The 22,050-nt window shown below is 47.3% G+C and carries 22 protein-coding genes and 1 rRNA gene; 11 read left to right on the plus strand and 12 right to left on the minus strand.

Annotated elements, in window-relative coordinates; translation table 11 throughout:
* Window positions 1–16: 16 nt before the first annotated feature.
* Window positions 17–919 carry a LysR family transcriptional regulator gene (locus J2T14_RS10005; protein WP_307470326.1) on the minus strand — a complete coding sequence of 301 codons (903 nt, stop codon included), beginning with the start codon at window positions 917–919 and terminating at the stop codon, window positions 17–19.
* A gap of 195 nt (window positions 920–1,114) precedes the next feature.
* Here J2T14_RS10005 and J2T14_RS10010 point away from each other — a divergent pair, with 195 nt between their 5' ends.
* Entirely contained in the window at window positions 1,115–1,588 is a 474-nt protein-coding gene (locus J2T14_RS10010; RefSeq protein WP_307470328.1) for a DinB family protein, read from the plus strand.
* A gap of 76 nt (window positions 1,589–1,664) precedes the next feature.
* On the opposite strand, the gene J2T14_RS10015 is transcribed toward J2T14_RS10010, so the two are convergent.
* Complete coding sequence (locus J2T14_RS10015; RefSeq protein WP_307470330.1) at window positions 1,665–2,717, minus strand: oxidoreductase; 1,053 nt, start codon at window positions 2,715–2,717, stop codon at window positions 1,665–1,667.
* 156 nt (window positions 2,718–2,873) lie between these two features.
* On the opposite strand from J2T14_RS10015, the gene J2T14_RS10020 reads away from it, so the two are divergent.
* The 4 genes from J2T14_RS10020 to J2T14_RS10035 all read left to right on the plus strand — a co-directional run bounded on the left by J2T14_RS10020 (window position 2,874) and on the right by J2T14_RS10035 (window position 5,986).
* A complete protein-coding gene (locus J2T14_RS10020) occupies window positions 2,874–3,314 on the plus strand; it encodes an Lrp/AsnC family transcriptional regulator (protein ID WP_307470332.1) in 441 nt (146 codons plus the stop codon).
* A 170-nt stretch (window positions 3,315–3,484) separates the two neighbouring features.
* A complete protein-coding gene (locus J2T14_RS10025) occupies window positions 3,485–3,850 on the plus strand; it encodes a PadR family transcriptional regulator (protein WP_307470334.1) in 366 nt (121 codons plus the stop codon).
* Window positions 3,837–4,853, plus strand: a complete 1,017-nt coding sequence (locus J2T14_RS10030) for a hypothetical protein (protein WP_307470336.1) — start codon at window positions 3,837–3,839, stop codon at window positions 4,851–4,853. Before J2T14_RS10025 ends, J2T14_RS10030 begins: the two co-directional genes overlap by 14 nt.
* Window positions 4,854–4,906: 53 nt before the next feature.
* Window positions 4,907–5,986: an AI-2E family transporter gene (locus tag J2T14_RS10035; protein ID WP_307470338.1), complete on the plus strand. Its 1,080-nt coding sequence runs from the start codon at window positions 4,907–4,909 to the stop codon at window positions 5,984–5,986.
* Between the two features lie 83 nt (window positions 5,987–6,069).
* On the opposite strand, the gene J2T14_RS10040 is transcribed toward J2T14_RS10035, so the two are convergent.
* From J2T14_RS10040 to J2T14_RS10050, 3 genes are all read right to left on the minus strand, one after another.
* The gene (locus tag J2T14_RS10040; protein ID WP_307470339.1) at window positions 6,070–6,258 is read right to left on the minus strand and encodes a hypothetical protein; all 189 of its coding nucleotides are present in this window, start codon (window positions 6,256–6,258) and stop codon (window positions 6,070–6,072) included.
* 11 nt (window positions 6,259–6,269) lie between these two features.
* Window positions 6,270–6,953 carry a zinc-dependent alcohol dehydrogenase gene (locus J2T14_RS10045; protein WP_307470341.1) on the minus strand — a complete coding sequence of 228 codons (684 nt, stop codon included), beginning with the start codon at window positions 6,951–6,953 and terminating at the stop codon, window positions 6,270–6,272.
* 187 nt (window positions 6,954–7,140) lie between these two features.
* The gene (locus J2T14_RS10050) at window positions 7,141–7,617 is read right to left on the minus strand and encodes a TetR/AcrR family transcriptional regulator (RefSeq protein WP_307470343.1); all 477 of its coding nucleotides are present in this window, start codon (window positions 7,615–7,617) and stop codon (window positions 7,141–7,143) included.
* A 250-nt stretch (window positions 7,618–7,867) separates the two neighbouring features.
* Between J2T14_RS10050 and J2T14_RS10055 the strand changes: the two genes are divergently transcribed.
* Both J2T14_RS10055 and J2T14_RS10060 read left to right on the plus strand, forming a co-directional pair.
* The gene (locus tag J2T14_RS10055; RefSeq protein WP_307470345.1) at window positions 7,868–8,629 is read left to right on the plus strand and encodes an SDR family oxidoreductase; all 762 of its coding nucleotides are present in this window, start codon (window positions 7,868–7,870) and stop codon (window positions 8,627–8,629) included.
* A 170-nt stretch (window positions 8,630–8,799) separates the two neighbouring features.
* A complete protein-coding gene (locus J2T14_RS10060) occupies window positions 8,800–9,378 on the plus strand; it encodes a TetR/AcrR family transcriptional regulator (RefSeq protein WP_307470347.1) in 579 nt (192 codons plus the stop codon).
* A gap of 88 nt (window positions 9,379–9,466) precedes the next feature.
* Here the strand turns inward: J2T14_RS10060 and J2T14_RS10065 are convergent, their stop codons facing one another.
* From J2T14_RS10065 to J2T14_RS10085, 5 genes are all read right to left on the minus strand, one after another.
* On the minus strand, window positions 9,467–9,976 hold the full coding sequence (locus J2T14_RS10065; RefSeq protein ID WP_307470349.1) for an SRPBCC domain-containing protein: 510 nt from the start codon (window positions 9,974–9,976) through the stop codon (window positions 9,467–9,469).
* A 204-nt stretch (window positions 9,977–10,180) separates the two neighbouring features.
* Window positions 10,181–10,723, minus strand: a complete 543-nt coding sequence (locus J2T14_RS10070) for a phage tail protein (RefSeq protein WP_307470350.1) — start codon at window positions 10,721–10,723, stop codon at window positions 10,181–10,183.
* Window positions 10,724–10,738: 15 nt separating this feature from the next.
* On the minus strand, window positions 10,739–11,239 hold the full coding sequence (locus J2T14_RS10075; protein WP_307208257.1) for a phage tail protein: 501 nt from the start codon (window positions 11,237–11,239) through the stop codon (window positions 10,739–10,741).
* 36 nt (window positions 11,240–11,275) lie between these two features.
* On the minus strand, window positions 11,276–11,776 hold the full coding sequence (locus J2T14_RS10080; RefSeq protein WP_307470352.1) for a phage tail protein: 501 nt from the start codon (window positions 11,774–11,776) through the stop codon (window positions 11,276–11,278).
* A 35-nt stretch (window positions 11,777–11,811) separates the two neighbouring features.
* Entirely contained in the window at window positions 11,812–12,285 is a 474-nt protein-coding gene (locus tag J2T14_RS10085; RefSeq protein ID WP_307470355.1) for a GNAT family N-acetyltransferase, read from the minus strand.
* Window positions 12,286–12,495: 210 nt separating this feature from the next.
* On the opposite strand from J2T14_RS10085, the gene J2T14_RS10090 reads away from it, so the two are divergent.
* Window positions 12,496–18,102, plus strand: a complete 5,607-nt coding sequence (locus J2T14_RS10090; RefSeq protein ID WP_307470357.1) for a X2-like carbohydrate binding domain-containing protein — start codon at window positions 12,496–12,498, stop codon at window positions 18,100–18,102.
* 97 nt (window positions 18,103–18,199) lie between these two features.
* Here J2T14_RS10090 and J2T14_RS10095 read toward each other — a convergent pair whose 3' ends face one another.
* The gene (locus tag J2T14_RS10095) at window positions 18,200–18,718 is read right to left on the minus strand and encodes a C40 family peptidase (RefSeq protein ID WP_307470360.1); all 519 of its coding nucleotides are present in this window, start codon (window positions 18,716–18,718) and stop codon (window positions 18,200–18,202) included.
* 358 nt (window positions 18,719–19,076) lie between these two features.
* Between J2T14_RS10095 and J2T14_RS10100 the strand changes: the two genes are divergently transcribed.
* Window positions 19,077–19,703 carry a LysE family transporter gene (locus tag J2T14_RS10100; protein ID WP_307470362.1) on the plus strand — a complete coding sequence of 209 codons (627 nt, stop codon included), beginning with the start codon at window positions 19,077–19,079 and terminating at the stop codon, window positions 19,701–19,703.
* Here J2T14_RS10100 and J2T14_RS10105 read toward each other — a convergent pair.
* A complete protein-coding gene (locus tag J2T14_RS10105; protein ID WP_307470364.1) occupies window positions 19,700–21,043 on the minus strand; it encodes an amino acid permease in 1,344 nt (447 codons plus the stop codon). The two genes, J2T14_RS10100 and J2T14_RS10105, sit on opposite strands and share 4 nt — an antisense overlap.
* Window positions 21,044–21,241: 198 nt before the next feature.
* Between J2T14_RS10105 and J2T14_RS10110 the strand changes: the two genes are divergently transcribed.
* Together J2T14_RS10110 and J2T14_RS10115 are read left to right on the plus strand one after the other, a co-directional pair.
* Window positions 21,242–21,583 (plus strand): DUF2512 family protein, encoded by a 342-nt coding sequence (locus tag J2T14_RS10110; protein ID WP_307470366.1) that lies wholly within the window; start codon window positions 21,242–21,244, stop codon window positions 21,581–21,583.
* Between the two features lie 372 nt (window positions 21,584–21,955).
* A 16S ribosomal RNA gene (locus tag J2T14_RS10115) occupies window positions 21,956–22,050 on the plus strand; the annotation flags it as partial.

Here is a 22,050-nt window from a genome sequence, read left to right on the forward strand (position 1 = left end):
TCATGAATGAGCATGACTATGAGGATTTCTCAGTTTTCATTGCAGTCTCGATATAGGATCTTAATGCCTTGATGAACGTACGCATGGCATAACCGACATACCTATCGCTGCGGTAGATCAGACATATATCCTGTGATGGCGTGGGATTCCTCAAGGGCACAACCCGGATATTGGCATTGTGAAGATTATCGAGCAGAAGTCGAGGTAGGACACAAGCGCCAACTCCGCTCTGTACCATTTGAAGTAGGGAGGAAAGCGTCGTCGTCACCATGTGAGGTTGCAGCGTAAACCCCTTGTCCATGCAGAAGCGATCGATAAGCTTGCGACATTGATGGTCTAGCGGGAACTGGACCATCTTCAATGCTTGCAGTCTGCTTAAGGGTATGAAGCTTTCCATGGCAAGGGGGTCATTCGTACTGACCGCTAACGAGAACTCCTCGTGAAACAAAGGAATAGACGTGAGACGTTCATCGTTAACGGGTCCAATGGTTACGCCGACATCGATGCTTCGGTCCAGTACTTGTTCGGTTACTCTCATCGTTTCCAGAAGAGACAACGAGATGGTGGGATAGGTCTGATGAAAGTTCAGCAGCAAGGCATTGAACATGAGATCCGCGTCACCTGGCAGGACGCCGATGGATAATGATCCCCCTTGCATCCGCTTCAGATCCGCGATGGCATCGCTCGCTTGCTGAAGATGCCCGAACACGGCAGAGCCGTGCTCCTGAAGAATCGCTCCCGCTTCAGTAAGTACGATTGTTTTACCTACTCGATCGAATAGCAGAACCCCTAATTCTTCTTCCAATTTCCTGATTTGCTGGCTGATATTCGGTGCGCTGACTCCCATCTTCTCGGCTGCTCTTGTGAAGTGAAGCTCTTCGCAAATCGCTATAAAATATTGTAATTGTTTCAACTCCATAGCTTACGCCTGCTTTCATTTGCATCGATGAATGCATATTCACTGATTATTGTCCCTTCATCCTGTGTATCTGTCAATGATAATCGTTAACTTATACTTAACGTTCCGGTAATGTGCACTGCATTGATGGGAAGTTCCATGAGACCTATACTTGGAACATATCAAGCGCTTCACATTACAAAGGAGGAATATAACATGTCGGAAATGATTATTAATTCGGCAAAAACGGTGCGTCAACTGGTGTTGCAACAGGTGAAAGCTATCCCAGAGGATCTGTACGATATTCGACCTGATTGCTATAACAACACGATTCGCTGGAACATTGGTCATATGATCTATTGGATGGACGCCTACATGTCGCTTGGCTTTTCGAAGGAATCGGCCATCCCTGCTACGTACGCATCGTTCTTCAATTCCGGAACGGCGCCGTCGAACTGGACCGATACGCCTCCTTCGAAAGAGGAGTTAATCGAATTTTTGTCCGATCAGCTCAACCGCATATCCGAATTGGTTCCCGAAAGTCTGGAAATCACACTGGCAGAGCCGCTGCAATTTGGTCCGATCGTTTTTCACCGGGCGGGCGAGTTGCTTAATTTTGGAATGATCCATGAAGGAATGCATCTTGAAACCTGTGGTTGTTTACTTAAGGTCATTCAAGGAAAACATTAGAAGAATAGGGGAGAGTTATCTGACCCGAAAAAGCCGAAGCGCGGTTGCCTCGCGTTTCGGCTTTTTGTTGTAACTCTTATATCAAATACTTGAGATGGAGTGAAGGATCATACGATTCTAGCCTTGTATTAGTACTGATACGCTCAACAAAATCGGGGTTAGCCAGCAGCGGACGTCCGAATGCAGCTAAATCAATCGTTCCTTCGGCAATAGCCTTTGCTGCCAGATGAGGTTCCAGATTTCCAACGCCGATCATTATGCCATCCCAATATTTCCGTACCCATTGATGAAATGTCAGTCCATCCGCAAGGATTTCTGTGTAGTTTGGAGTCGAAGGATGGATAATAGAGAGTCCAATATCTTCAAAAACACGGAGAAATGCTTTCACAGCTTCTTCGGGATTGTCCCACCTGAACGCCGGACTATCATCTTTTCGTTCCGAGAAGCGGACAATCGTTCGATCGGCACCGATTTCTTCTGCAACTGCGTGGAGCAGCTCCTTCATGAAAGTCAAACGCTCGGATAAGTTACCTCCGTATCGATCAGTCCGTGAATTCGTAATATCCGAATTGAATTGGTCGATGAGATAGCCATGAGCGGCATGAATCTCAACGCCGTCAAAGCCCGCAAGCAGGGCATTTCTCGCTGCTATTCGGTATTCATCAATGACATCGCGGATATCGTCGAACGTCATTTCGACCGGCATTTCATACGGTTTGCGCAAACGATGCACAAGACCATCAGCGAGAACAGGGGATGGAGCTTGCGGAGGAAGCCCTCCGGTTAATTCGGAATGCGTCAGCCTTCCGACATGCCAAAGCTGTGCGACAATCGTTCCGCCTTCTTCGTGAACGGCCTCCGTTACTTTTTTCCAAGCCTCGATCTGATTCGATGTATATATACCGGGAACACCCCAAGTCCCTTTTCCTCGCTTACTCGGATTAATGCCTTCCGTGATGATGAGACCGATTCCGTCTGCGGCCCGTTTCCGGTAATAGTCAACGACATCGGGTCCAACCTCGCCAGTCTCATCGTTCGCAAAGCTGCGCGTCATTGGCGCCATGACGACACGCGATCGTAGTGTCCATCTTCCTATCTTGACTTGCTCAAGCAATCTATTTGTATCCATCGCGATTTTCCCTCCAAAGTGCTTTTTCTTTCTTACACAGAATTATATAGATAGACTTCCCATTTTTACATTGTAAAATAAACGAAATATGCTATAAATGGTTATAGAACTATTGTAATTTAGAGGTTTGACTTTAAAATTAACGGAGTGGATAAGATGGATGCATTGGACAAAAAAATTTTAATGATCCTGCAGGATCAAGCAAGAATTTCAATGACCGAATTAGGGAAATCTGTTGCGTTGTCGCAGCCAGCAGTTACCGAAAGAGTGAAGAGGATGGAGGAGAAAGGGATTATCGACCATTATCGAACGGTTGTTTCCCGAGAGAAGATCCATAAATCCATTATGGCCTATATCCTATTTCATACGAAGTCATGCGATCCATTTGTCACGCATTGCAAACAAACGCCGGACGTTTTGGAGCTTCATCGCATTAGCGGCCAATACAACTTCTTGGTCAAAATCGTTAGCGAAACCTTGCAAACACTCGAATCGTTGATAAACGCATTAGGCGTTTATGGAGATTCAACTACGCTCATCGTTCTTTCGTCTCCTATCGAGTACATTTCCATTACGCCTGACGATCAGGAGGACTAGTCATGTCCGCGTGAAGCTGCTTGAAATCGTTCATATAGAGCTACCCCATCGCTATAGCGGCGATTGGGGTAGTTTTTTTCATGGTATCAAATAATAATTGTAAATTTGTATTAGTGTCACATTTACAATAGTGTGCATCATACAGTATAATAGTTTCAGGAGTTGATCATATGACCGATGTGAATGAAACGATTAACGGTTTATTGAACGAGTTGAGGCGCGGAACGATTGTCATCGGCGTACTCAGTCAATTGTCCATACCGCAGTATGGATACTCGCTTGTCACTGTATTGGAGGAGAAGGGGATAGCCGTCGATCCCGGCACGTTGTACCCGCTTCTGCGCAGGCTGGAGAAACAGGAGCTGCTTGAGAGCAAATGGGATACGAATGAAGCGCGTCCTCGCAAATACTATTTGCTTAGCCCGTTTGGACAGGAAGTGTACGCGGGATTGTGTCAGGAATGGCGCAAGCTCAGCATCAGCATGGAAAGGATCATGGATGAATCCGAAGGGGGAAAACGGGATGGAGATCATTGACAGGTACATTTATGCGGTAACGCAGCGCCTGCCCGAAGGGCAAAGGGCCGAAATTAAGCAAGAGCTGCAAGGATTGATCGAAGATATGTTAGAGGAACGGGAGGCGGAAGGGCCGCCTGCCCAGAAGGATGTAGAGGGCGTCCTCCTTGAGCTTGGCGATCCCAATGCGCTGGCCGCTAAGTATCGCGGATATGACCGTTACCTTATCGGCCCGCAAATGTTCGAGCCTTACTTGACGACGCTGAAGATCGTACTGATTTCGATTGCCATTGCCATGACCGGCATGTTCGCGATTGAATCGATCTTCGAGCCTTCCGAAATAGCGGAACATTTTACGGACTATATCGTATCCCTAATTAATGCTTGCGTTCACGGCTTTGGTTGGGTCACGATCGTATTCCTATTGATTGAATATCGGGAACAGCAAAATACTATCGTCAAGAGCAGCAAGAGCAAGGGGTGGAAGCCCTCCGACTTACCGCAGATTCCGGATACGAGGTTGCAGATCAAAATGAGCGATCCGATCTCGGGCATTATTTTCACGGTCATGTTCACGGTGCTTTGCTTGTACGCGATCGAACTTCTTGGTGTCTGGAGGTCCCATGACGGGAATCGTACGGTCATTCCCTTCCTGAATGCCGATGTGTTCCGAAGCTATCTGCCTATCGTTTGGGTTGCAGCCGCATTGGGAATATTGAAAGAAAGTATCCGAATCATCGTGCGCAAAAGAACGGGTAAATTACTTGCGCTCCATATTGCAGTATCGATCGTGGCTACGGTTCTGATAGGTATCATGCTGGCCGATCCGACCATCTGGAATCCCGTTTTCATCCAGCAGCTGGAGGCATCTGGGATCATGTCCCCGGGAAGCGAAGGTTATGAAACGGTTGTATCGATTTGGAACGGAGTAACCGATTGGCTCATCCCGATTATAGCGATATTCGCTCTGATCGACATTATATCCGAAACGTACAAGTGGTATAGGGTGAAAACATCATCATAAATCGTTACTTGCGAATTCGGTTTGAACGGTGTTCTAAACAGAGGGGGAGTATCGTGGTAAGGCTGAATCATTTTATTAAAATATGCATCGCGGTTTTCATGGTATTGGCGATCGTATATGTAGGCTCGCTTGTCGATTTCGTCTTTAGGCCGATTTTATCGCTCGTAACCATCATTACCGTGCCTTTGATGCTGTCGGTGTTCTTCTATTACTTGCTGCTTCCGCTGGTCAATTGGATGGAAAAGAAAAAAATCAATCGAGGAATAGCCATATTGCTTATTTATTTGGCAGTAGCCATACTATTGGCGGCCTTGTTTATTGGCGTCTGGCCTTCCTTGCGCACGCAATTGTTGAATCTGCTGCACAATGCGCCTGACTTGTTCAACGCTCTGAACGAACAACTGAAAGAGCTTGAGCAGAGCGGTTTCTTAGCGGATTTCGTCCCTGCGGACGTAAGTCCTCTGACAGAGCTGACCAATTATTTAAACAAAGGGTTTACGTTTCTGACGAGTTACGTTACGGGGTTTGTTTCCGTTATATCGAATATAGCGGTCGTCTTATTTATTTTCCCCGTCATTCTGTTCTACATGCTGAAGGAGAGCGGAGGCTTCGGGAAAATGCTGGTCCGGATGGCCCCGCGGAGATTTCATGGCGATGCGACTGAAGTCGTGACGGACATCAATCAATCGCTCAGTCATTTTATCGTGGGCAGAGTACTAATTAATCTGGCGCTTGGCGTTCTGATGTATATCGGCTTTCTGATTATTGGACTGCCGTACGCTCTACTGCTTACCGTAGTTGCGGTTATCATGAACTTCATCCCGTTTATCGGTGCTATCCTGTCAGCCGTTCCGATCGTGATTATCGGATTCATTGAATCGCCGTCGATTGCGATTTGGTCTCTTGTCGTCATATTCGCGGCGCAGCAAATTCAGGATAATCTCATCGCGCCTTACGTTTTCGGCAAACAGCTGGATATCCATCCCGTTACAACGATCGTGCTTGTGCTGGTCGGAGGAGACTTGGCCGGGATCATAGGCATCTTATTGATTATTCCGATCTATATGATTATCAAAATCATTGTGCGCAAGGTGTATGGATTGTTCTTCAAGCAGAAGTGGGAGGAGGCGTAACGCCAATCGAAATAGGATGCAAAATAAGGGCTGTTCAGGAAATCGCGAGGATGATTTCTTGATCAGCCCTTATATGTTGAGGGTTAGGTTAAATCCACAACGACTTTAATTGTTCCTTTCGCTTCAATCGCTTTGTCGAACGCTGCTTGAATATCGTCAAGCTTATAAACTTGCGTGATGAGTGTAGACAACTTGTTATGATGATTGTTCAGATGTTCAACGACCTTCGAAATATCTTCATCCGTATAGCCGCTTGAGCCTTTAATTTGCACTTCTTTGGACATCACTTGTGCAAGACTGACTGGCACATCCGCTTTATAAAATGTTTGGAAAGCCCTTCCTGAAGGCTTTCTGATGTTGTATTTACAGTAACGGCCCCTAGCTCGGTTGCTTTGCTTAAACGCCACTCGTCGATATCGACTACACATACGTTTGTAATGCCTTCCGCAATTAGGCTTGCTGCAGCCGTAAGTCCGATCGGTCCCGCGCCTAAGACGACAACTTTGTCGGAAGATACCGGATTAGCGCTAAAGGCACCGTGCCGGCCAACGCTCATCGGTTCCATCAAAGCTGCTACTTCAGCGGGTATACGTTCATCCATTTCATATAAGTTAACATTTAGCGCCGCATCCTCGATCAGGACATATTGCGAAAAACCGGAGCATTCCAGAGACTTAGGGCGCCCGACTTTCTTTGCCGCGATGGGATTGATCCCGACGCGCATGCCGATTTTAAGCTCTGAAGATACGCCAGCACCTACCTCGACAATTTCGCCAACCATTTCATGCCCGAACTCTGAGCCTAGGCTAATACCCATATTGCCAGCTCCGACTTTCACGATATTAATATCGGTGCCGCAGATACCGCCGCGCAAGTTGCGTACCAACACGTCCGTTGCGCCTACGGCAGGAATCGGTCGTTCTTCGACGCGAATATCGTTTTTGCCATAATAGATTGCTGCCTTCATCCTATGAGCCCACTCCTTTTCTTAACTGCCTATCCCGAACTGGTATTATCCTAATCCTTTTCGAATAGATGAGCAAACAACAATCGGAGCAATTCCGTAGACTAAACAACATGATCCGATAAGATGTCAATTTGGAGACTACATGTTAGACGACTAAGCGATTATTTGTTCGGCTACAAATGTCCGATTACAAATTGAATTTGATGATCTGGGCAGCTAAATAATGAGGCGAATAAGGCATATCATTCCCTAGCCAAAGTGTAACGGTACCCACGAGTGCAGACGCGCCATACCAGGCTGTAATTTCCTTCGGCACATTGGAAACCGTAGATTTATCCGTTAAATAAGTATGATGATGACTATCGATATTTTGCAAAATAAGCTTGACCATCAATTCAATGAACTTCGGCGTAAATACAGGTATTTTCTTGGAGACTAATAACACTTTATATACTTTTGCATGGCTAGCGATATATTCCAGCAATCGAATCAGCGTAGTTAACACATAATCGGATCGATTAGACTTTGATTCGTCCTCTAATAAGATGGCTTCGATTTCGTTAATCATATCGTTAACCATGGATTCAAGCATATCATCCAAATCTTTATAGTGAAGATAAAAGGTAACCCGATTAATTCCCGCTTTATTCGTAATCAAATTCACCGAAATTTTCCTGAATTCTACCTCTCGAATCAATTCGATGAAGGCATCATGTAGCAATTGTCTGGTTCGAATTATTCTTGGGTCAATGGAATGAGCACTATGCAAAAGTTTTCACCTCTATCATTTAATTTACATATGTTTATTATACTACAGTTGTATGATTTGAGGAGTCTCAAACATTGACAAAGCTTCGCGATCAGCTCTATAATTTAAATGAACAACTGTTCAATAAGATTTGGAGGGATTTATTATGCATCTAGAAGGCAAAGTAGCTGTCGTTACCGGCGCCGCATCGGGTATGGGCAAAGCGATTGCAGAGTTATATGCGAAAGAAGGAGCAAGTGTTGTTGTCTCGGACTTGAATATCGAAGGCGCGGAAGCGGTTGCAGCCGGTATCCAAACAAACGGAGGCAAAGCCATCGCGGTTAAAACGAATGTTGCCGTGTTGGAAGATATTAACGCAATGATCGATACGGCTGTTAACGAATTCGGAACGCTTGATATTTTGGTTAACAATGCCGGTATTATGGATAACATGGCGCCTGTTGGAGACGTAAACGACGAGAAATGGGATCTTATATTCAATATCAATACTAAAGGTGTCATGCGCGCGATCCGCAAAGCGATTCCGATCTTCCTGGAGAAAGGGAAAGGCGTCATTGTGAACACGGCTTCGACGGGCGGTTTCAGCGGCGCGCATGCCGGCGCAGCTTATACGGCTTCGAAGCATGCCGTGGTTGGCATCACGAAGAACACAGGTTTCATGTATGCGCAGAAGGGCATTCGCTGCAATGCGATCGCACCTGGCGCAACGATGACGAACATCGCTTCTTCGATGAATAACGTGAACGAGTTCGGCGCTTCGCGTACGAAGGTGACCCAAAGCGTTATTCCGCGCGTCGGACAAGCGGAGGAGATCGCCCAAGTCGCTTTGTTCTTGGCATCCGATGAATCGAGCTTCGTGAACGGCGCGGTTATTGCAGCGGACGCCGGCTGGACGGCAGGCTTCTGATACGGCGATCGGCAAGTACGTTTATAAGAGAAGGCTACAGGCAGCCACCGCTGCTTGCAGCCTTTTTTCCTTTTCAGATTCCTTTTTTGACCTTATAATTATTGAACAGACAAGGGTGAAGTCGTTCATTAAATAAATAATCTTTTGTTATACGAGAAGGGATAGACGATATGAATGAAAACGATTTAAGAGTCATCAAGACGAAAAAAGCGCTGCATCAAGCGCTGCTGGTTTTATTGAAAACAAAAACGCTCGAATCCATCTCCGTATCGACGCTTTGCCGGGAAGCTGAAGTAAATAGAGGCACCTTTTACTTGCATTATAATGACGTAGGGGCTTTGTTCGACGAGCATCTCCATTATTTGCTCAAGGATTTGGAGGAATCGTATTACGAGCCATACCGTCATGCTCCGGATTTAATACCGAGCCAGTTGGATCCTTCGACGATTCGTATCTTTCATCATGTGAAGAAATATCAGCCTTTCTACGAGATCGTTTTTGATAAAAAGTCGTCGTTGTCCTATTATTATTCGTTGCTGGACAAAGTAACAAGCCTCATACAGGCTAGCACCTCGATCTTTGATCTGGGCAACAGAGATATCCCTTTGCTGGTTGCTTATCAGGCCAATGCGATTATGGGTTTGCTTATCCAGTGGAGCATGGACGGCTTCGCGCGCAGCCCGGAATATATGAACGAACAGCTGTCCTATTTCTTAAGATTGCAACAGGATGACGAATTGAACCGTTAATCGAAAGCTCTCCGTTCTCGGACTGGAGAGTTTTTTTTATTTGCAACGAGAATGCTGAAAGAGTAAAAATAACCACGAATGTTTCTATCTAATCTGCTTGCAGGCTGCGGAGATGCTCGGCAAGGCGAGACCATGTTTGATCCATTCCTTGAATGAGGCCTAAATCCACCGTTCGCTTAAGCGCGCCGGATGATAGAAATTGTACTCGGTTAACTAGCTTAGTTTCACCCTTATGCTCTTCAAACGAGACGGTTACAAGCGAGCCTTTATCAGTTGCAACGCCGCCGTCCTCGTCGGATACGAAATCCTCATAGACGAGCTTGTCCGGCACGGAGATTTCGCGGTAGACGGCTTTGCCCCAAGATTTCGCTTCGTTATCGTTATATTCCAGGCAATAATGCCATGCTCCGCCCGGTTGAAGGTCAACGTTGCATACCGAGAGATGCCAGCCCCTGGGTCCCCACCATTGCGCAAGAGATCTGGGATCGGTGTAAGCTTGAAACACAAGCTCGCGAGGTGCGTTGAAATTTCGTTCCAGTGTTAGGATGTTGCCTTTTGCTTTGGATTTCAGCTTTGTTGCTTCTTTTTTCTTTAACATCGTTTTCTCCTTTATTATGCCTATCGAGCATTTTGCGTATGAATAACTACTTCTATTGTAATGAGATCGCTTTGTGACTTCAACGTGCGTGTTCTCGTCACCAATTTGAATCCCACAAAATGTTTTCGCAACGAAAAGAACCAAGGGCTGTTCATTGTTTTAACAAATGAACAGCCCTTGGTTTCTGTTTATATAATAGGTTTGTTACGAGCGTGAAGGATATACACCCGAAAGACAGATGATAAACGTTTGGGCAATGAACGGCTGCAAATTATTATGCGGCTGTGAGCCTCCGGTCACGTTAATGGCCATCGGAGACATCTGAACATCAGGAGTCGGATTGTAAATGGCAGCCTGCGTTTGGTTCGGCGGTCTACCTTGCTTCTGCGATTGGGCCCATGTATTGCCTGTCGCATCTAGTGAATTTCCATCAGCATTAACCGCCTGCGGGATGTGCGTATGGGCGGGCATTTCACTGTTGATCAGCGTGACGTTCGGGGTTCCAACTTGTTCGCCAACAACGCGTGGTGTCAGACCTTGTCCGCTGCCTTGGCCCATCGCTGCGCCGCCCATCAGATTCGGAAGGGCGAATGTGGTTCTGCCATCGCCGCCATACTGAACGCCAAGGATGGAAAAAAGCGGCGTGTTTTGTGATATAGGCAACAGTTGTCCATTGCACAGCGCCCAGCCATAGGGAGCGAAGTTGCCTGCAAATATTCGAATTTCACCTGTATATGCGTCAGCCATAGGTTGTAACCTCCTCTAATTTCGGCTTGGGAATATTCCCTGAAGCGCGATGCAGTAATTAAGTGCCAAAAACGGTTGCATGTTGGAGTGGGGCTGGCTGCCGCCTGCGGCTGCAATTGCCTGTACATTCATAGGGACGAGCGAGGCAGCAGGAGAGAATCCATTCAATTGGTCCCCCCAAACTGCACCGGTTGGCGATGTCACGGTTAAGTTGGATGAGGACGAAGCCGATGCTTGATGCGTATGCTGCGGTATTTCGTTTATTGTTAACGTATGATTTTCCTCACCTGAAGTCGTGCCTAGCGGAATGGCGCTGCTTGTATGAATCGGGACGCGGCCGCGATAGTCGGGGAGCGCAAAGGTGGTCATACCGTCTCCGCCGTAAGCATTACCTAGCAGTGAGAAGAGAGCTTGATTTGTATTAATCGGCAAAATTTGCCCTTGGCAAAACGTCCAGCCACGCGGTGCGTATCCAATCGGAAATAAACGGACTTCACCCAAAAACGGTTCTGACATGCGGATTCCTCCTTAATATGTAATTAGCGATAGGTTCTAAGGCTGTGGCGGGAAAACCCCGTATAGCGAAATAATAAAAGAGATCGTTGTTGTGGGCATCATGTTGTCGTGGGGCTGACTGCCGCCTGCTGGAGAGAGGGATTGTGCGCTCATGCCGACTAAGTTCGTTCCGCTTGAATAGGTTTTTAGAGCGCGGGAGGCCCAAACGGCGTTAGAAGGAGTATTTTCCGTTCCAATCGTTGAACTCGACATCGCCTGATGCGTATGTGCGGGTAGCTGGGTCGACGTCAGCGTTACGCTTTCGCTGCCTGCCTTCGCACCTTGCGGATATCTGGCGTTGGGATGGATCGGAACACGTCCTTGCAAATCGGGAACGGCGAACGTCGTTTGCCCGTCTCCGCCGTAAGTGGTGCCGAGCAGAGCGAAGAGCGCGTCGTTCTCGGAAATGCTTAGTTCTTGGCCGTTGCAGAGAGCCCAGCCATTCGGCGCGTAGTTGCCCGCGAACATGCGGATTTCGCCTAAATATGCCTCACTCATTCGTAATCACCTCGTAAAATGGTTTATTTGGAAGACTAGCCTTTGGTAGGTTCGCCGGATTCCATAAAATCGTACATGTCGTTCTCGCCGATTAACCAAAAGCCGAGGCGAACATAAAGCGCTTTTGCAGGATTCGTCTTGAGGACGCTAAGCCGCAGCGGAAGGCGGGCTGAGGCAGCACCGTCCTGCAATTGCCGAAGCAGCATCGTACCGAACCCTTGATTCCGGAATTCCGATAAAATCGTTAAGTCTACAAGTCTGATCTCCCTATCCTTACGACATACGATCGCTCTGCCGACTCGAATCTCGTTGACAACCAATAGCGACTGCTCCGAGCCCGGAAAATGCATCGCGTAAGATTGCTTTTGGGCATTCCATTGCATCTGCAGGAAGGAGCGCTGCATCGCTTCGTCCCACCCCCATGCTTGCAATTCATCTTTGCGGGATTCCGCGTAGAGGTCGAATAGGAAAGGGTCATCCTCAGGGCGGGCCGGAATTTGTTGAAGCACGGTGTCATCTCCAGTCGAAACTCGTGAAAAATGTGGAAAATTATTCATTGTCGTAACTAGTTTAGTATAGGAAAGGCTACTTTTGCAATACGTTTATAAGTTGCAAAAAAATGTAAAGAAAACCGTTTACCGTAAGGAGAGAATCCATTATTATTTAGAAAGAGCATCCAGATAGAAATCAAAGATATGTAAAAATTGAAGGAGGAAATTATGTATCTTATCCGCTTGAATCGATTTCAGAAGTTACTAAGTTACGTGCTTGTATTTTTACTAGTTGTAATGGTTAGTGGGGTAAGTTATTTTGCTCCATTTGCGAACGCGGCCCCCAGTAATTGGGTAGATCTGGATCCGGATCCTACAGGGACGGAAGGTTTCGATTACGAGCTCTACATAATTGCTCATGGTAATGGCGAGTGGTTTACAACCGGCACTACTTTCTTAGGTTATTCTACGAATGGCACGACATGGGTGCATCCCGAGGAAAGTACGGTCGTGGACTCGGAACTTATTAATAGTGTCGCTTATGCCGGCGATCGCTGGGTAGCAGCGGGGCAGTCCGGTGCGATATTGACTTCGCCCGTGTCTCCGGCAAATCCGTTGACTAGCTGGACGGTGCACGCTGGCGGAGCGGGAACGGGCACGAGTGAAAATCTTTGGGACGTTGCTTACGGCGAGGATAGCGGCGGTTCACCTCTTACCATACTGACCGGGGAGAACGGCACGATCGTAACATCAGCGGATAATGTGAATTGGAACAGCGCGCCAACGAAGGGTGACGGTTCGTATTTAATGGCAGCGGCTAGTGGAAATGGAAGTTTTGTAGCTGCGGGGTATGACTCCGGATTTGCCACAGGGGTTGTTTATTATTCGAATGACGGCGTAACGTTTAGCGCTGGAACGATTGGCAGCGGCATTAATGATGTCGTCTACGCTGAAGGGAAGTTTGTTGCCGTTGGAGATGGAGGTTATATTGCGACATCGACCAACGGGCAAACCTGGACACCGCGTACGAATCCTTCCGGCGGAAGCGATGATTTATTGGGGATAGCGTACGGGACAGGTAAGTTTGTTGCGGTAGGGGATAACGGAGACATTGTTTCTTCTGAAGACGGTATGACGTGGACATCTGAAACACCCAAGACGACGGGGGGGTTTGATTCCGTCGCATACGGCGACAACCGTTTCGTCATCGTAGGGCCCGCAGGCCTTATGCAAACGGCAGCAGATCCAAACAGTATCATAAGCCCGACAACGGGAAGCTTTGACAAGAAAGCGACTGTTCAAGCGGACGTAACGACGACGATGACGCTGAACGGTAACTCATTAGCGAGTATTGTTAATGGCGGAGCTTCATTAACAGAGGGGACGGATTATACGGTCTCAGGAAGTACGGTAACGATCAAGAAGGAATATTTGGCGGCGCAGCCTTCCGGAACGACAACCTTGACATTCAATTTCAGCGCTGGCGCAACGCAGACGTTGACGATTACGGTCACCGATACGACGCCGAGGATCAATCCGACAACGGGCAGCTTCGATAAGAAAACATCTGCCCAAGCGAACGTGACGACCACGATGACGTTGAACGGTCACACGCTGAACAGTATTACGAACGGAGGGGCGACCTTGACTGCCAATACCGACTACACCGTGTCGGGCAGTACGGTAACAATTAAGAAGGAATATTTGGCGACCCAGCCGGAAGGCACGACTAACCTGACATTTAACTTCGACGGGGCGATGACGCAGACGATTTCGATTACGGTCGTCGACACAACGCCGCAGAATAGTACGATCAGCCCGACAACGGGCAGCTTCGATAAGAAAACGACCGCCCAAGCTGATGTAACGACGACGATGACGCTGAAAGGCAATATGTTCAGCAGCATTACGAACGGCGCCGCCACTTTGCAAGCTGGCACGGATTACACGGTTGCGGGCGGCACAAATGTGGCGATCAGAAAGGAATATTTAGCCTCGCAGCCGATTGGAACAACAACGTTGACGTTCAATTTCAGTGCAGGTCTGACGCAGACGCTGACTATTTCGATCACCGATACAACACCTACGATCAGTCCGACATCGGGTAGCTTTGATAAGAAAACGACCGTTCAAACAGACGTGACGACGACCATGACCCTGAACAGCCATACGCTGACCAATATCGCGAACGGCGGCGCAGCGTTAGTTGCCGATACCGATTACACGGTATCCGGCAATACAGTAACGATTAAGAAGGATTATTTGGCGACGCAGCCTGTCGGAACGACGAGCTTAATTTTTAATTTCAGCGGTGCGATGACGCAAACCTTAACCATCGCAGTAAGCGACACCACGCCGACGATCAGCCCGACATCGGGCAGCTTCGATAAGATGACAAACGCTCAGTCGGATGTATCGACGGTAATGACGTTTAACAGCCATACGCTGACCGGTATCGCGAATGGCGGCTCAGCGTTAATTGCCGATACCGATTACACGGTATCCGGCAATACGGTAACGATCAAGAAGGACTATTTGGCAGCTCAGCCTGTAGGTACGACGACCCTGTCGTTTGCTTTCAGCGGGGGAATAACGAAAACATTGGCGATCACGGTCAATGACACAACGCCAGTGATTAGTCCGACAACGGGTAGCTTCGATAAGATAACGCCTGCTCAATCGGACGTAACTACAACAATGACGCTGAACGGACATACGCTCGGCAGTATCACGAACGGCGGCTCGACGTTGTCTGCAAGTACCGATTACTCGGTATCTGGAAATACGGTTACGATCAAGAAGGAATATTTGGCCGCACAGCCTCTTGGCACAACAACCTTGACCTTGCAGTTCAGTTCCGGCACTTCGCAGACGATTGCGATCACGGTTAGCGACTCGACACCAACGATTAGCCCGGAAACAGGAAGTTTCGATAAGAAAACATCTCTTCAAGCCGATGTTACGACGATTATGGCGCTGAACGGTCACACATTGAGCAGCATCGTTAACGGCGGCACGACACTCGAAGCAAATACAGATTACACGGTTTCGGGCGGCATGACGGTAACGATTAAGAAGGAATACTTGGCGTTGCAGTCTGTAGGCACAACGACCCTGACGTTCAACTTCAGCGGGGGCATCTCGCAGGCATTGACGATCACGATCAGCGACACGTCACCAACGATTAACCCGACAACGGGCAGCTTCGATAAAAAAACATCGGCTATGGCCGATGTGATAACGATTATGACGTTGAACGGGCATACGGTGAACGGCATAGCGAATGGCGGCTCAACGTTGATAGCAGATACCGATTACACCGTATCGAGCAGCATAGTCACGATCAAGAAGGAATATTTGGCTGGGCAGCCTGTAGGAACGACAAGCCTGACGATTCATTTCAGTGGCGGTTTTGCACAGACGTTGACGATCACAATCAGCGACACAACGCCAACGATCAGCCCGGCAACAGGCAGCTTCGATAAGATGTCAACCGCTCAAGCTGATGTGACGACAACTACGACCTTGAACGGACATACGCTGAGCAGTATCGCGAACGGCGGCTCGACGTTAGTCGCAGGTACGGATTACACGGTATTGGGCGGCACGACTATAACGATCAAGAAGGAATACTTGGCAGCGCAGCCTATAGGCACAACGAGCCTTACTTTCACCTTCAGCGGTGGCATCACGCGGACGCTAACGGTCACCGTCATGGACACCACGCCGGTAATAAGCCCGACAACGGGCAGCTTCGATAAGTTAGCCTCCGCTCAGGCTGATGTGATGTCGACGATGATGCTGAACGGTCATACGCTGAACAGCATTACGAACGGCGGCGAGACATTGGCAGCAGGTACGGATTATACGGTATCAAGCGGCACGACAGTTACAATAAAGAAGGAATACTTGGCAGCTCAGACGGTTGGTATAACGAGCCTGGTGCTTCATTTCAGTTCGGGTACAACACGGACTCTGGAAATAACCGTAAGCGACACTACGCCAATAATCAGCCCAGCGACAGGAAGCTTCGATAAAAAAACAACGGCATGGGCAGATGTGACGACGACCATGACGCTGAACGGCCATACGTTGAGCAGCATCGCGAATGGAAGCGTATCGTTAGTCGCCAATACCGACTATATGGTTTCGGGCAATGCGTTGACAATTAAAAAGGAATATATGGCGACCCAGCCCGTGGGATCGACGAACTTGACGTTACATTTCAGTTCAGGCACATCATTATTGTTGACGATTACCGTTAGCGACACGACGCCAATCATTACCCCATCAACAGGTAACTTCGATAGGAAAACGTCTGCACAGGCGGATGTGACGACGGTTATGACGTTGAACGGCCATACGCTGAACAGCATCGCGAACGGCGTCACAACGCTAGTTGCAGATACCGATTATACGGTGACTGGCAGCACGGTAATGATTAAGAAGGAATATTTGGCGAAGCAGCCCGTTGGGACGACGACCTTGACGTTCACCTTTAGCGGGGGGATAACCCAGACTTTGGTAATCGCAATCAGAAATACAACACGGCCGCCTACAACTCCTGAAATACCGACCGTTGGAGTAGAGGTGCTCGTAAACGAAAAGGTAGTCATTGCAGGGACAGCAACAACCGCATCCATCGATGGTCGCACCGTCACAACGTTAGCCGTTGATTCACAAAGATTAGAGGAGAAGCTGCAAGGGGAAGGGCTATTCCCAACTATAACGATTCTTGCTGGCAATAGCTCCTCCGATATCGTAATAGGAGAATTAGACGGTCAATTGATTAAGATTTTGGAGCAAAAAAAGGCCGTATTGAAAATGAAAACGGAACAGGCAATCTATACTTTGCCAGCCGGACTCATTGATATCGACTCCATTGCAAAACGATTCGGAGAAAGCGTTCAACTGAAACAGCTGAAGTTCCAGATCGTAGTCGCCAAGCCTGAGGCGAATACGTTGAAGGTAGCCGAGAATTCCGCAGCGAAAAACGGATTCACCGTTATGGTTCCACCGCTTGATTTTAAAGTGCGGGTCAAATATAACGATACTGAAATCGAGATAACCAAGTTTAAAGCTTTTGTCGAGAGGATGATTGCGATTCCCGGCAGCGTTGAGCCTTCCAAGATCACGACAGGCGTCATCATTGAGCCGGATGGAACGGTACGGCATGTGCCAACTAAGGTTGTATCCATTGATGGAAAGCCATATGCCAAAGTAAACAGCTTGACCGACAGTATCTATGCGCTCGTATGGCATCCATTCGAGTTCAAAGATGTAGCCAACCACTGGGCCAAAGACGCGATAAACGATTTGGGATCAAGGATGGTCTTAACCGGAAATGGGGATGGCGGGTTTAACCCTAATCAACTCATTACTCGCGCTGAATTCACCACGATTGTGGTGAAAGCTTTAGGACTTAAGCAAGAGGGCGGCAACAATGTCTTCAAGGACGTTAAGTCCTCGGATTGGTTCGGCAGCGCTGTTCTAACAGCTCACGAATACGGTCTGATCAGCGGTAATGAAGACGGCAAATTCCGACCAAATGATCGGATTACGCGCGAGCAGGCGATGTCGATTATCTCGAAAGCAATGGCTCTCACCGGCTTGAAAGCAAAGCTTCCAGCCTATGCGCCGATTAAGGAGCTGCTAAGAACGTACGAAGATGCCGAGAGCGCATCCGGTTGGGCTGTATCCGGGATTGCGGATTGCTTGCAAGCGGGCATCGTTTCAGGCAGAACTGCATCGACGCTTGCTCCGAAATCGAACATTACAAAAGCAGAGGTTGCGGTAATGATTCAAAGATTATTAATCAAATCAGACCTCATCTAATTAGATAAAAAAGATTTGTAGACGGTGTAGATGAAATAACAGCCCAAGCTATGCTTGGGCTGTTATTAATTGGCCTGATGAACGCTTATGCATCGTTCTATTTAATGACTCGTCTAGCCACGATAAATCTATTTTTGTAATAGCTGTTCGTGTATATATTAGAAACGATGACATCTCTTTCTTTGGTAATGTTGTGGATCATTTTGCCGTCGCCGATATAGATTCCGACATGACCGACGTCGCTTTTGTTTTTACTGTTAAGCCAAAAGAATACCAAGTCACCCTTCTCAAGGTTTCCCCATGACACCCGCTGACCTACCTTAGCTTGATCGTCATCGTCTTTGTTTACGAGGTTTACGCCGACATTTGCAAGTCTGTAAGCAAGATATGTGAATCCGGAACAGTCCGTTTGATATGGCGGTTTGGCTTCTTGTCTATCTCTCCAGTTCACATAATGCACCTTGTTCTTCAACGATATCGCCGTTTGGACTACTTTATCTCTTTTTGCTGCTACGGATGCTGCATCAACGCTTGTACTTGCTAGTAAAGAGGTGGCAGGCAAGCTGACAGTTAACATTAAGATTGCTATTTTTGTTTTAAGACCTTGTTTCATCATCTGTTATCTCTCCTCGTTGTTAGTCTCATATGTATTATAAGGACCCTTTAGAGGAGTAAAAAACCTTCAAAAATTGGTATGCAAACGCCACAACTGCATAATCGGATTAGAAAAATCCAGCGGTAATGCGGGTTTATTCCGTTTTTAGTTAAGCAGGCTCAGCGGTATGAATAATTTCTTTCTTGATTAATAGATTTGGTTGCGATAAAGTATTATGCCAAAAATCGCGTTGATAGTCGTTTTGCATCATTTTGTTCATTCAAAGTTTGCAGATCTCTTTTGGTGGTTCTAGCACGGACATGTCCCAAATAGGATGTACAAGAAGTTGTATCTCCATGTTAAGGGGTGTTCGCAGCTCATGAACGTTTTTGTCAGTTATATTTTACTTGGCTTCTCATTGGCTGCGCCCATCGGTCCGGTGAATGCTGCCCAGCTTGAGAAAGGCATCAGGCATGGATTTTGGCACGCTTGGTTGATCGGATTGGGGGCTATGGCCGCAGACGCTATTTTCATGCTTCTTATTTACTTCGGACTAGCTCATTTTCTGGCAACTCCGTTCGCCAAAACGTTCTTGTGGCTGTTCGGCGGTTTCATTCTCATCTATACAGGCGTAGAGAGTTTCAAAAAAAACAACACGGTTTCCGTTTCGGACAATCGGTCATCGGAATCGCACGCCAAGTCTTTTTATTCCGGCTTCCTCATGACCTTTTCGAATCCGGTCAGCATCTTATTCTGGCTTGGCATTTACGGGTCTATTCTTGCCAAGACGGCTGAGCGATACGGTACGTTGGAGCTTCTTCTTTATAGTTCGGGCATATTTATCGGACTGATGCTTTGGGATGTTGCCATGGCTTCGATTTCAAGTATCTTTCAAAAGTTTTTGAATGAAGACGTTCTTGTGTTTATATCGCGTGCAGCCGGCGTATGCCTCTTATGCTTCGGCGTATATTTTGAATGGCAAGCGATTAAACAGTTGTTTTTCTAGTTTTGCCATCGCTTTCGCAGGAAGAAGGTTACGAAACCAATGACGGCAATAAACGCAAGACTGACGAAGAAACCCGGTCTGCTTACTTGATCGAACAACGTGCCAAGAACCGCTGCCAATAGGAGAGCAATGGCCGTGTACGTTTGAATGCGTCCCCACGCGCTCAGCTTCAACAGCTTATGCGATGCGCACAAAATATACAGCCATGTATAAAGCAGCATTAGACCGCCGGCAGTTGTGATATATTCGTATACTTTATTCGGCAGCAGCAAGGCAACGGTGATAGAAATAGCCATTCCCGTAATGGTCAACCCAAGGGCGCCGTATGGGAAATGGCGATTCCGCGATTTTTTGGCGAACAGCTTCGGCGCGTCTCCTTCGTCCGCGATCATCGACATGACAAGCGTGACGGAATAGAGTGAAGCGACCAATCCCGAGAAACCCGCAATAATCAACACGCCGTTAAAAATATGAACCAGCAGTTCATAGTCCAAATCTTTAAGCGCGGATACGAACGGACTTTCCTTTGTCGTGATTTGTTCGATTGGCGTTACTAATAAGGCCAGTCCGATAGAAGCGATGAATAGAATGGTTATCGTTATGATCATAAGCCGGCCGGACTTCGGCGCTTCTTTGGGGTTCTTCAGTTCAGCGGCCATAATTCCCATGACTTCAATGCCCGAAAAACAAAAAAAGACATAGATCAGGCTTGTCCATAGCCCCATCGCGCCGCCTTTGAACACATCGCCAAAGTTCTTGGGCGTATGCGTATGCGCATTATCGGCGCCAAGGAAACCCGGGATGACCAGACAAGCTAAGATAATAAACATGATGATGGCTGCCAATTTGACGACGGCAAGCATGTTAACGGTCTTCTCGAACCACGCGGTTCCGAGTAAAACAACGCCAACGCCAAGAGCCGCGTATGCGCTTGTTAGAATCCATAACGGAATATCGGGGAACCAGAATCTCGTGAATAGACCAATGGCGGTCAATTGGCTTCCGAGAATAAGCATTTCGGAAGACCAATATACCCAGCCATGGCTGAAACCTGCCCAATGACCGAAAGCTTGTTTGGAATAGGTGCGGAAGGATCCCTTTTCCGAGTGTTCCGCGATCATTTTCGCCAACGCTTGAAAAACAAAGTAAGTACCGACAGCGGCGATGAAAAAATTGAGAATGACCGAGAAACCGCTCTTCTCGATCGCGAGACTGGACCCAAGCAGAAATCCGGTTCCGGTCGTTGTCCCTAACCCGAATAAGGCGAGCTGCCACCAGGTAAGGTTGCCTTTTTCGTCTTTTTTTTTCGATTCGGCTTGTTCTGCGGTTGATTGGCTCATCATTTAGCTCCTTGGTTATCAATAAAAAGCTACGTTATTTTAACAAACTAATCTTGAAGTTATTCCGGCATCTTAATCAGTAGCGATTGAAACGGACGGTTCGACTGATTTTAAAAATTGGACCGTATAAAGTGAATGGAAGGAGGGATTCTATACCTAAATAAAAAACGCATGAGCGGTAGAAGGGAGTGACGCATTATGATCAAGTTTTTATTAAAATGGTTGATTAATGGCGCAATCGTGGTTGCTTTCCTGACGTATTACGCCGATGCGACATTTTGGAATGCGGCCATCGCGGCAACGGCACTTACGGTAATAGCGTATTTGGTTGGTGATCAATTTATCCTTCGCACCACGAACAATCTGTTCGCGACGATCTGCGATTTCTTATTAGCCGTTGTTTACTTCGGTGCTTTGTCTTATGTATTCGATTGGGAACTGTCTTGGGGCGAAACGTTCTTTCTCGCATTGCTTATCGGAGTAGCAGAATGGGTGTTCCACCGTTACGTCTTTAATGAGGAACTAAGGGTTTCCGGGTAATCATACCGGATATCATGAACAATAATATGAAGAAGAAGGGCTGCCGACCGGCAGCCCTTCTTTTGATGAGAGCATATGTACCGGAACTCTATAGAATCCGATGTCATTTATTACCTGTAGATATCATGGATTGACCATGTTATATTGTTAATCCGGCCGAGAGAAACAAGCGGACGGAACGGAAGATTTCCACATTGCTAAAGCAAGTGTGAAAACTTCATGAAAGAAGAGATTGTTCTTTGAAAACTGAACAACGAGCGAAACTGCCGGTTATGAAGCTTCGGCTTCATTACTAAAGCAATAAAATGTTTTTGAGCAAGTCAAACACCTGAAGATTTTCTGATCGACATTCCGTCGTTGACGATAACTTCTATTATGGAGAGTTTGATCCTGGCTCAGGACGAACGCTGGCGGCGTGCCTAATACATGCAAGTCGAGCGGAGTTATTCCTTCGGGGATAACTTAGC

The organism is Paenibacillus harenae (genome assembly GCF_030812415.1).
In the GTDB taxonomy this organism is placed as follows: domain Bacteria; phylum Bacillota; class Bacilli; order Paenibacillales; family Paenibacillaceae; genus Pristimantibacillus; species Pristimantibacillus harenae_A.

Coding starts and splice junctions, on each gene's coding strand:
- J2T14_RS10020 (WP_307470332.1), top strand. CDS start 2,874: ATGGATGCATTGGACAAAAAAATTTTAATGATCCTGCAGGATCAAGCA.
- J2T14_RS10105 (WP_307470364.1), bottom strand. CDS start 21,043: ATGAGCCAATCAACCGCAGAACAAGCCGAATCGAAAAAAAAAGACGAA.
- J2T14_RS10055 (WP_307470345.1), top strand. CDS start 7,868: ATGCATCTAGAAGGCAAAGTAGCTGTCGTTACCGGCGCCGCATCGGGT.
- J2T14_RS10025 (WP_307470334.1), top strand. CDS start 3,485: ATGACCGATGTGAATGAAACGATTAACGGTTTATTGAACGAGTTGAGG.
- J2T14_RS10060 (WP_307470347.1), top strand. CDS start 8,800: ATGAATGAAAACGATTTAAGAGTCATCAAGACGAAAAAAGCGCTGCAT.
- J2T14_RS10005 (WP_307470326.1), bottom strand. CDS start 919: ATGGAGTTGAAACAATTACAATATTTTATAGCGATTTGCGAAGAGCTT.
- J2T14_RS10110 (WP_307470366.1), top strand. CDS start 21,242: ATGATCAAGTTTTTATTAAAATGGTTGATTAATGGCGCAATCGTGGTT.
- J2T14_RS10015 (WP_307470330.1), bottom strand. CDS start 2,717: ATGGATACAAATAGATTGCTTGAGCAAGTCAAGATAGGAAGATGGACA.
- J2T14_RS10045 (WP_307470341.1), bottom strand. CDS start 6,953: ATGAAGGCAGCAATCTATTATGGCAAAAACGATATTCGCGTCGAAGAA.
- J2T14_RS10075 (WP_307208257.1), bottom strand. CDS start 11,239: ATGTCAGAACCGTTTTTGGGTGAAGTCCGTTTATTTCCGATTGGATAC.
- J2T14_RS10080 (WP_307470352.1), bottom strand. CDS start 11,776: ATGAGTGAGGCATATTTAGGCGAAATCCGCATGTTCGCGGGCAACTAC.
- J2T14_RS10010 (WP_307470328.1), top strand. CDS start 1,115: ATGTCGGAAATGATTATTAATTCGGCAAAAACGGTGCGTCAACTGGTG.
- J2T14_RS10030 (WP_307470336.1), top strand. CDS start 3,837: ATGGAGATCATTGACAGGTACATTTATGCGGTAACGCAGCGCCTGCCC.
- J2T14_RS10090 (WP_307470357.1), top strand. CDS start 12,496: ATGTATCTTATCCGCTTGAATCGATTTCAGAAGTTACTAAGTTACGTG.
- J2T14_RS10070 (WP_307470350.1), bottom strand. CDS start 10,723: ATGGCTGACGCATATACAGGTGAAATTCGAATATTTGCAGGCAACTTC.
- J2T14_RS10100 (WP_307470362.1), top strand. CDS start 19,077: ATGAACGTTTTTGTCAGTTATATTTTACTTGGCTTCTCATTGGCTGCG.
- J2T14_RS10095 (WP_307470360.1), bottom strand. CDS start 18,718: ATGATGAAACAAGGTCTTAAAACAAAAATAGCAATCTTAATGTTAACT.
- J2T14_RS10065 (WP_307470349.1), bottom strand. CDS start 9,976: ATGTTAAAGAAAAAAGAAGCAACAAAGCTGAAATCCAAAGCAAAAGGC.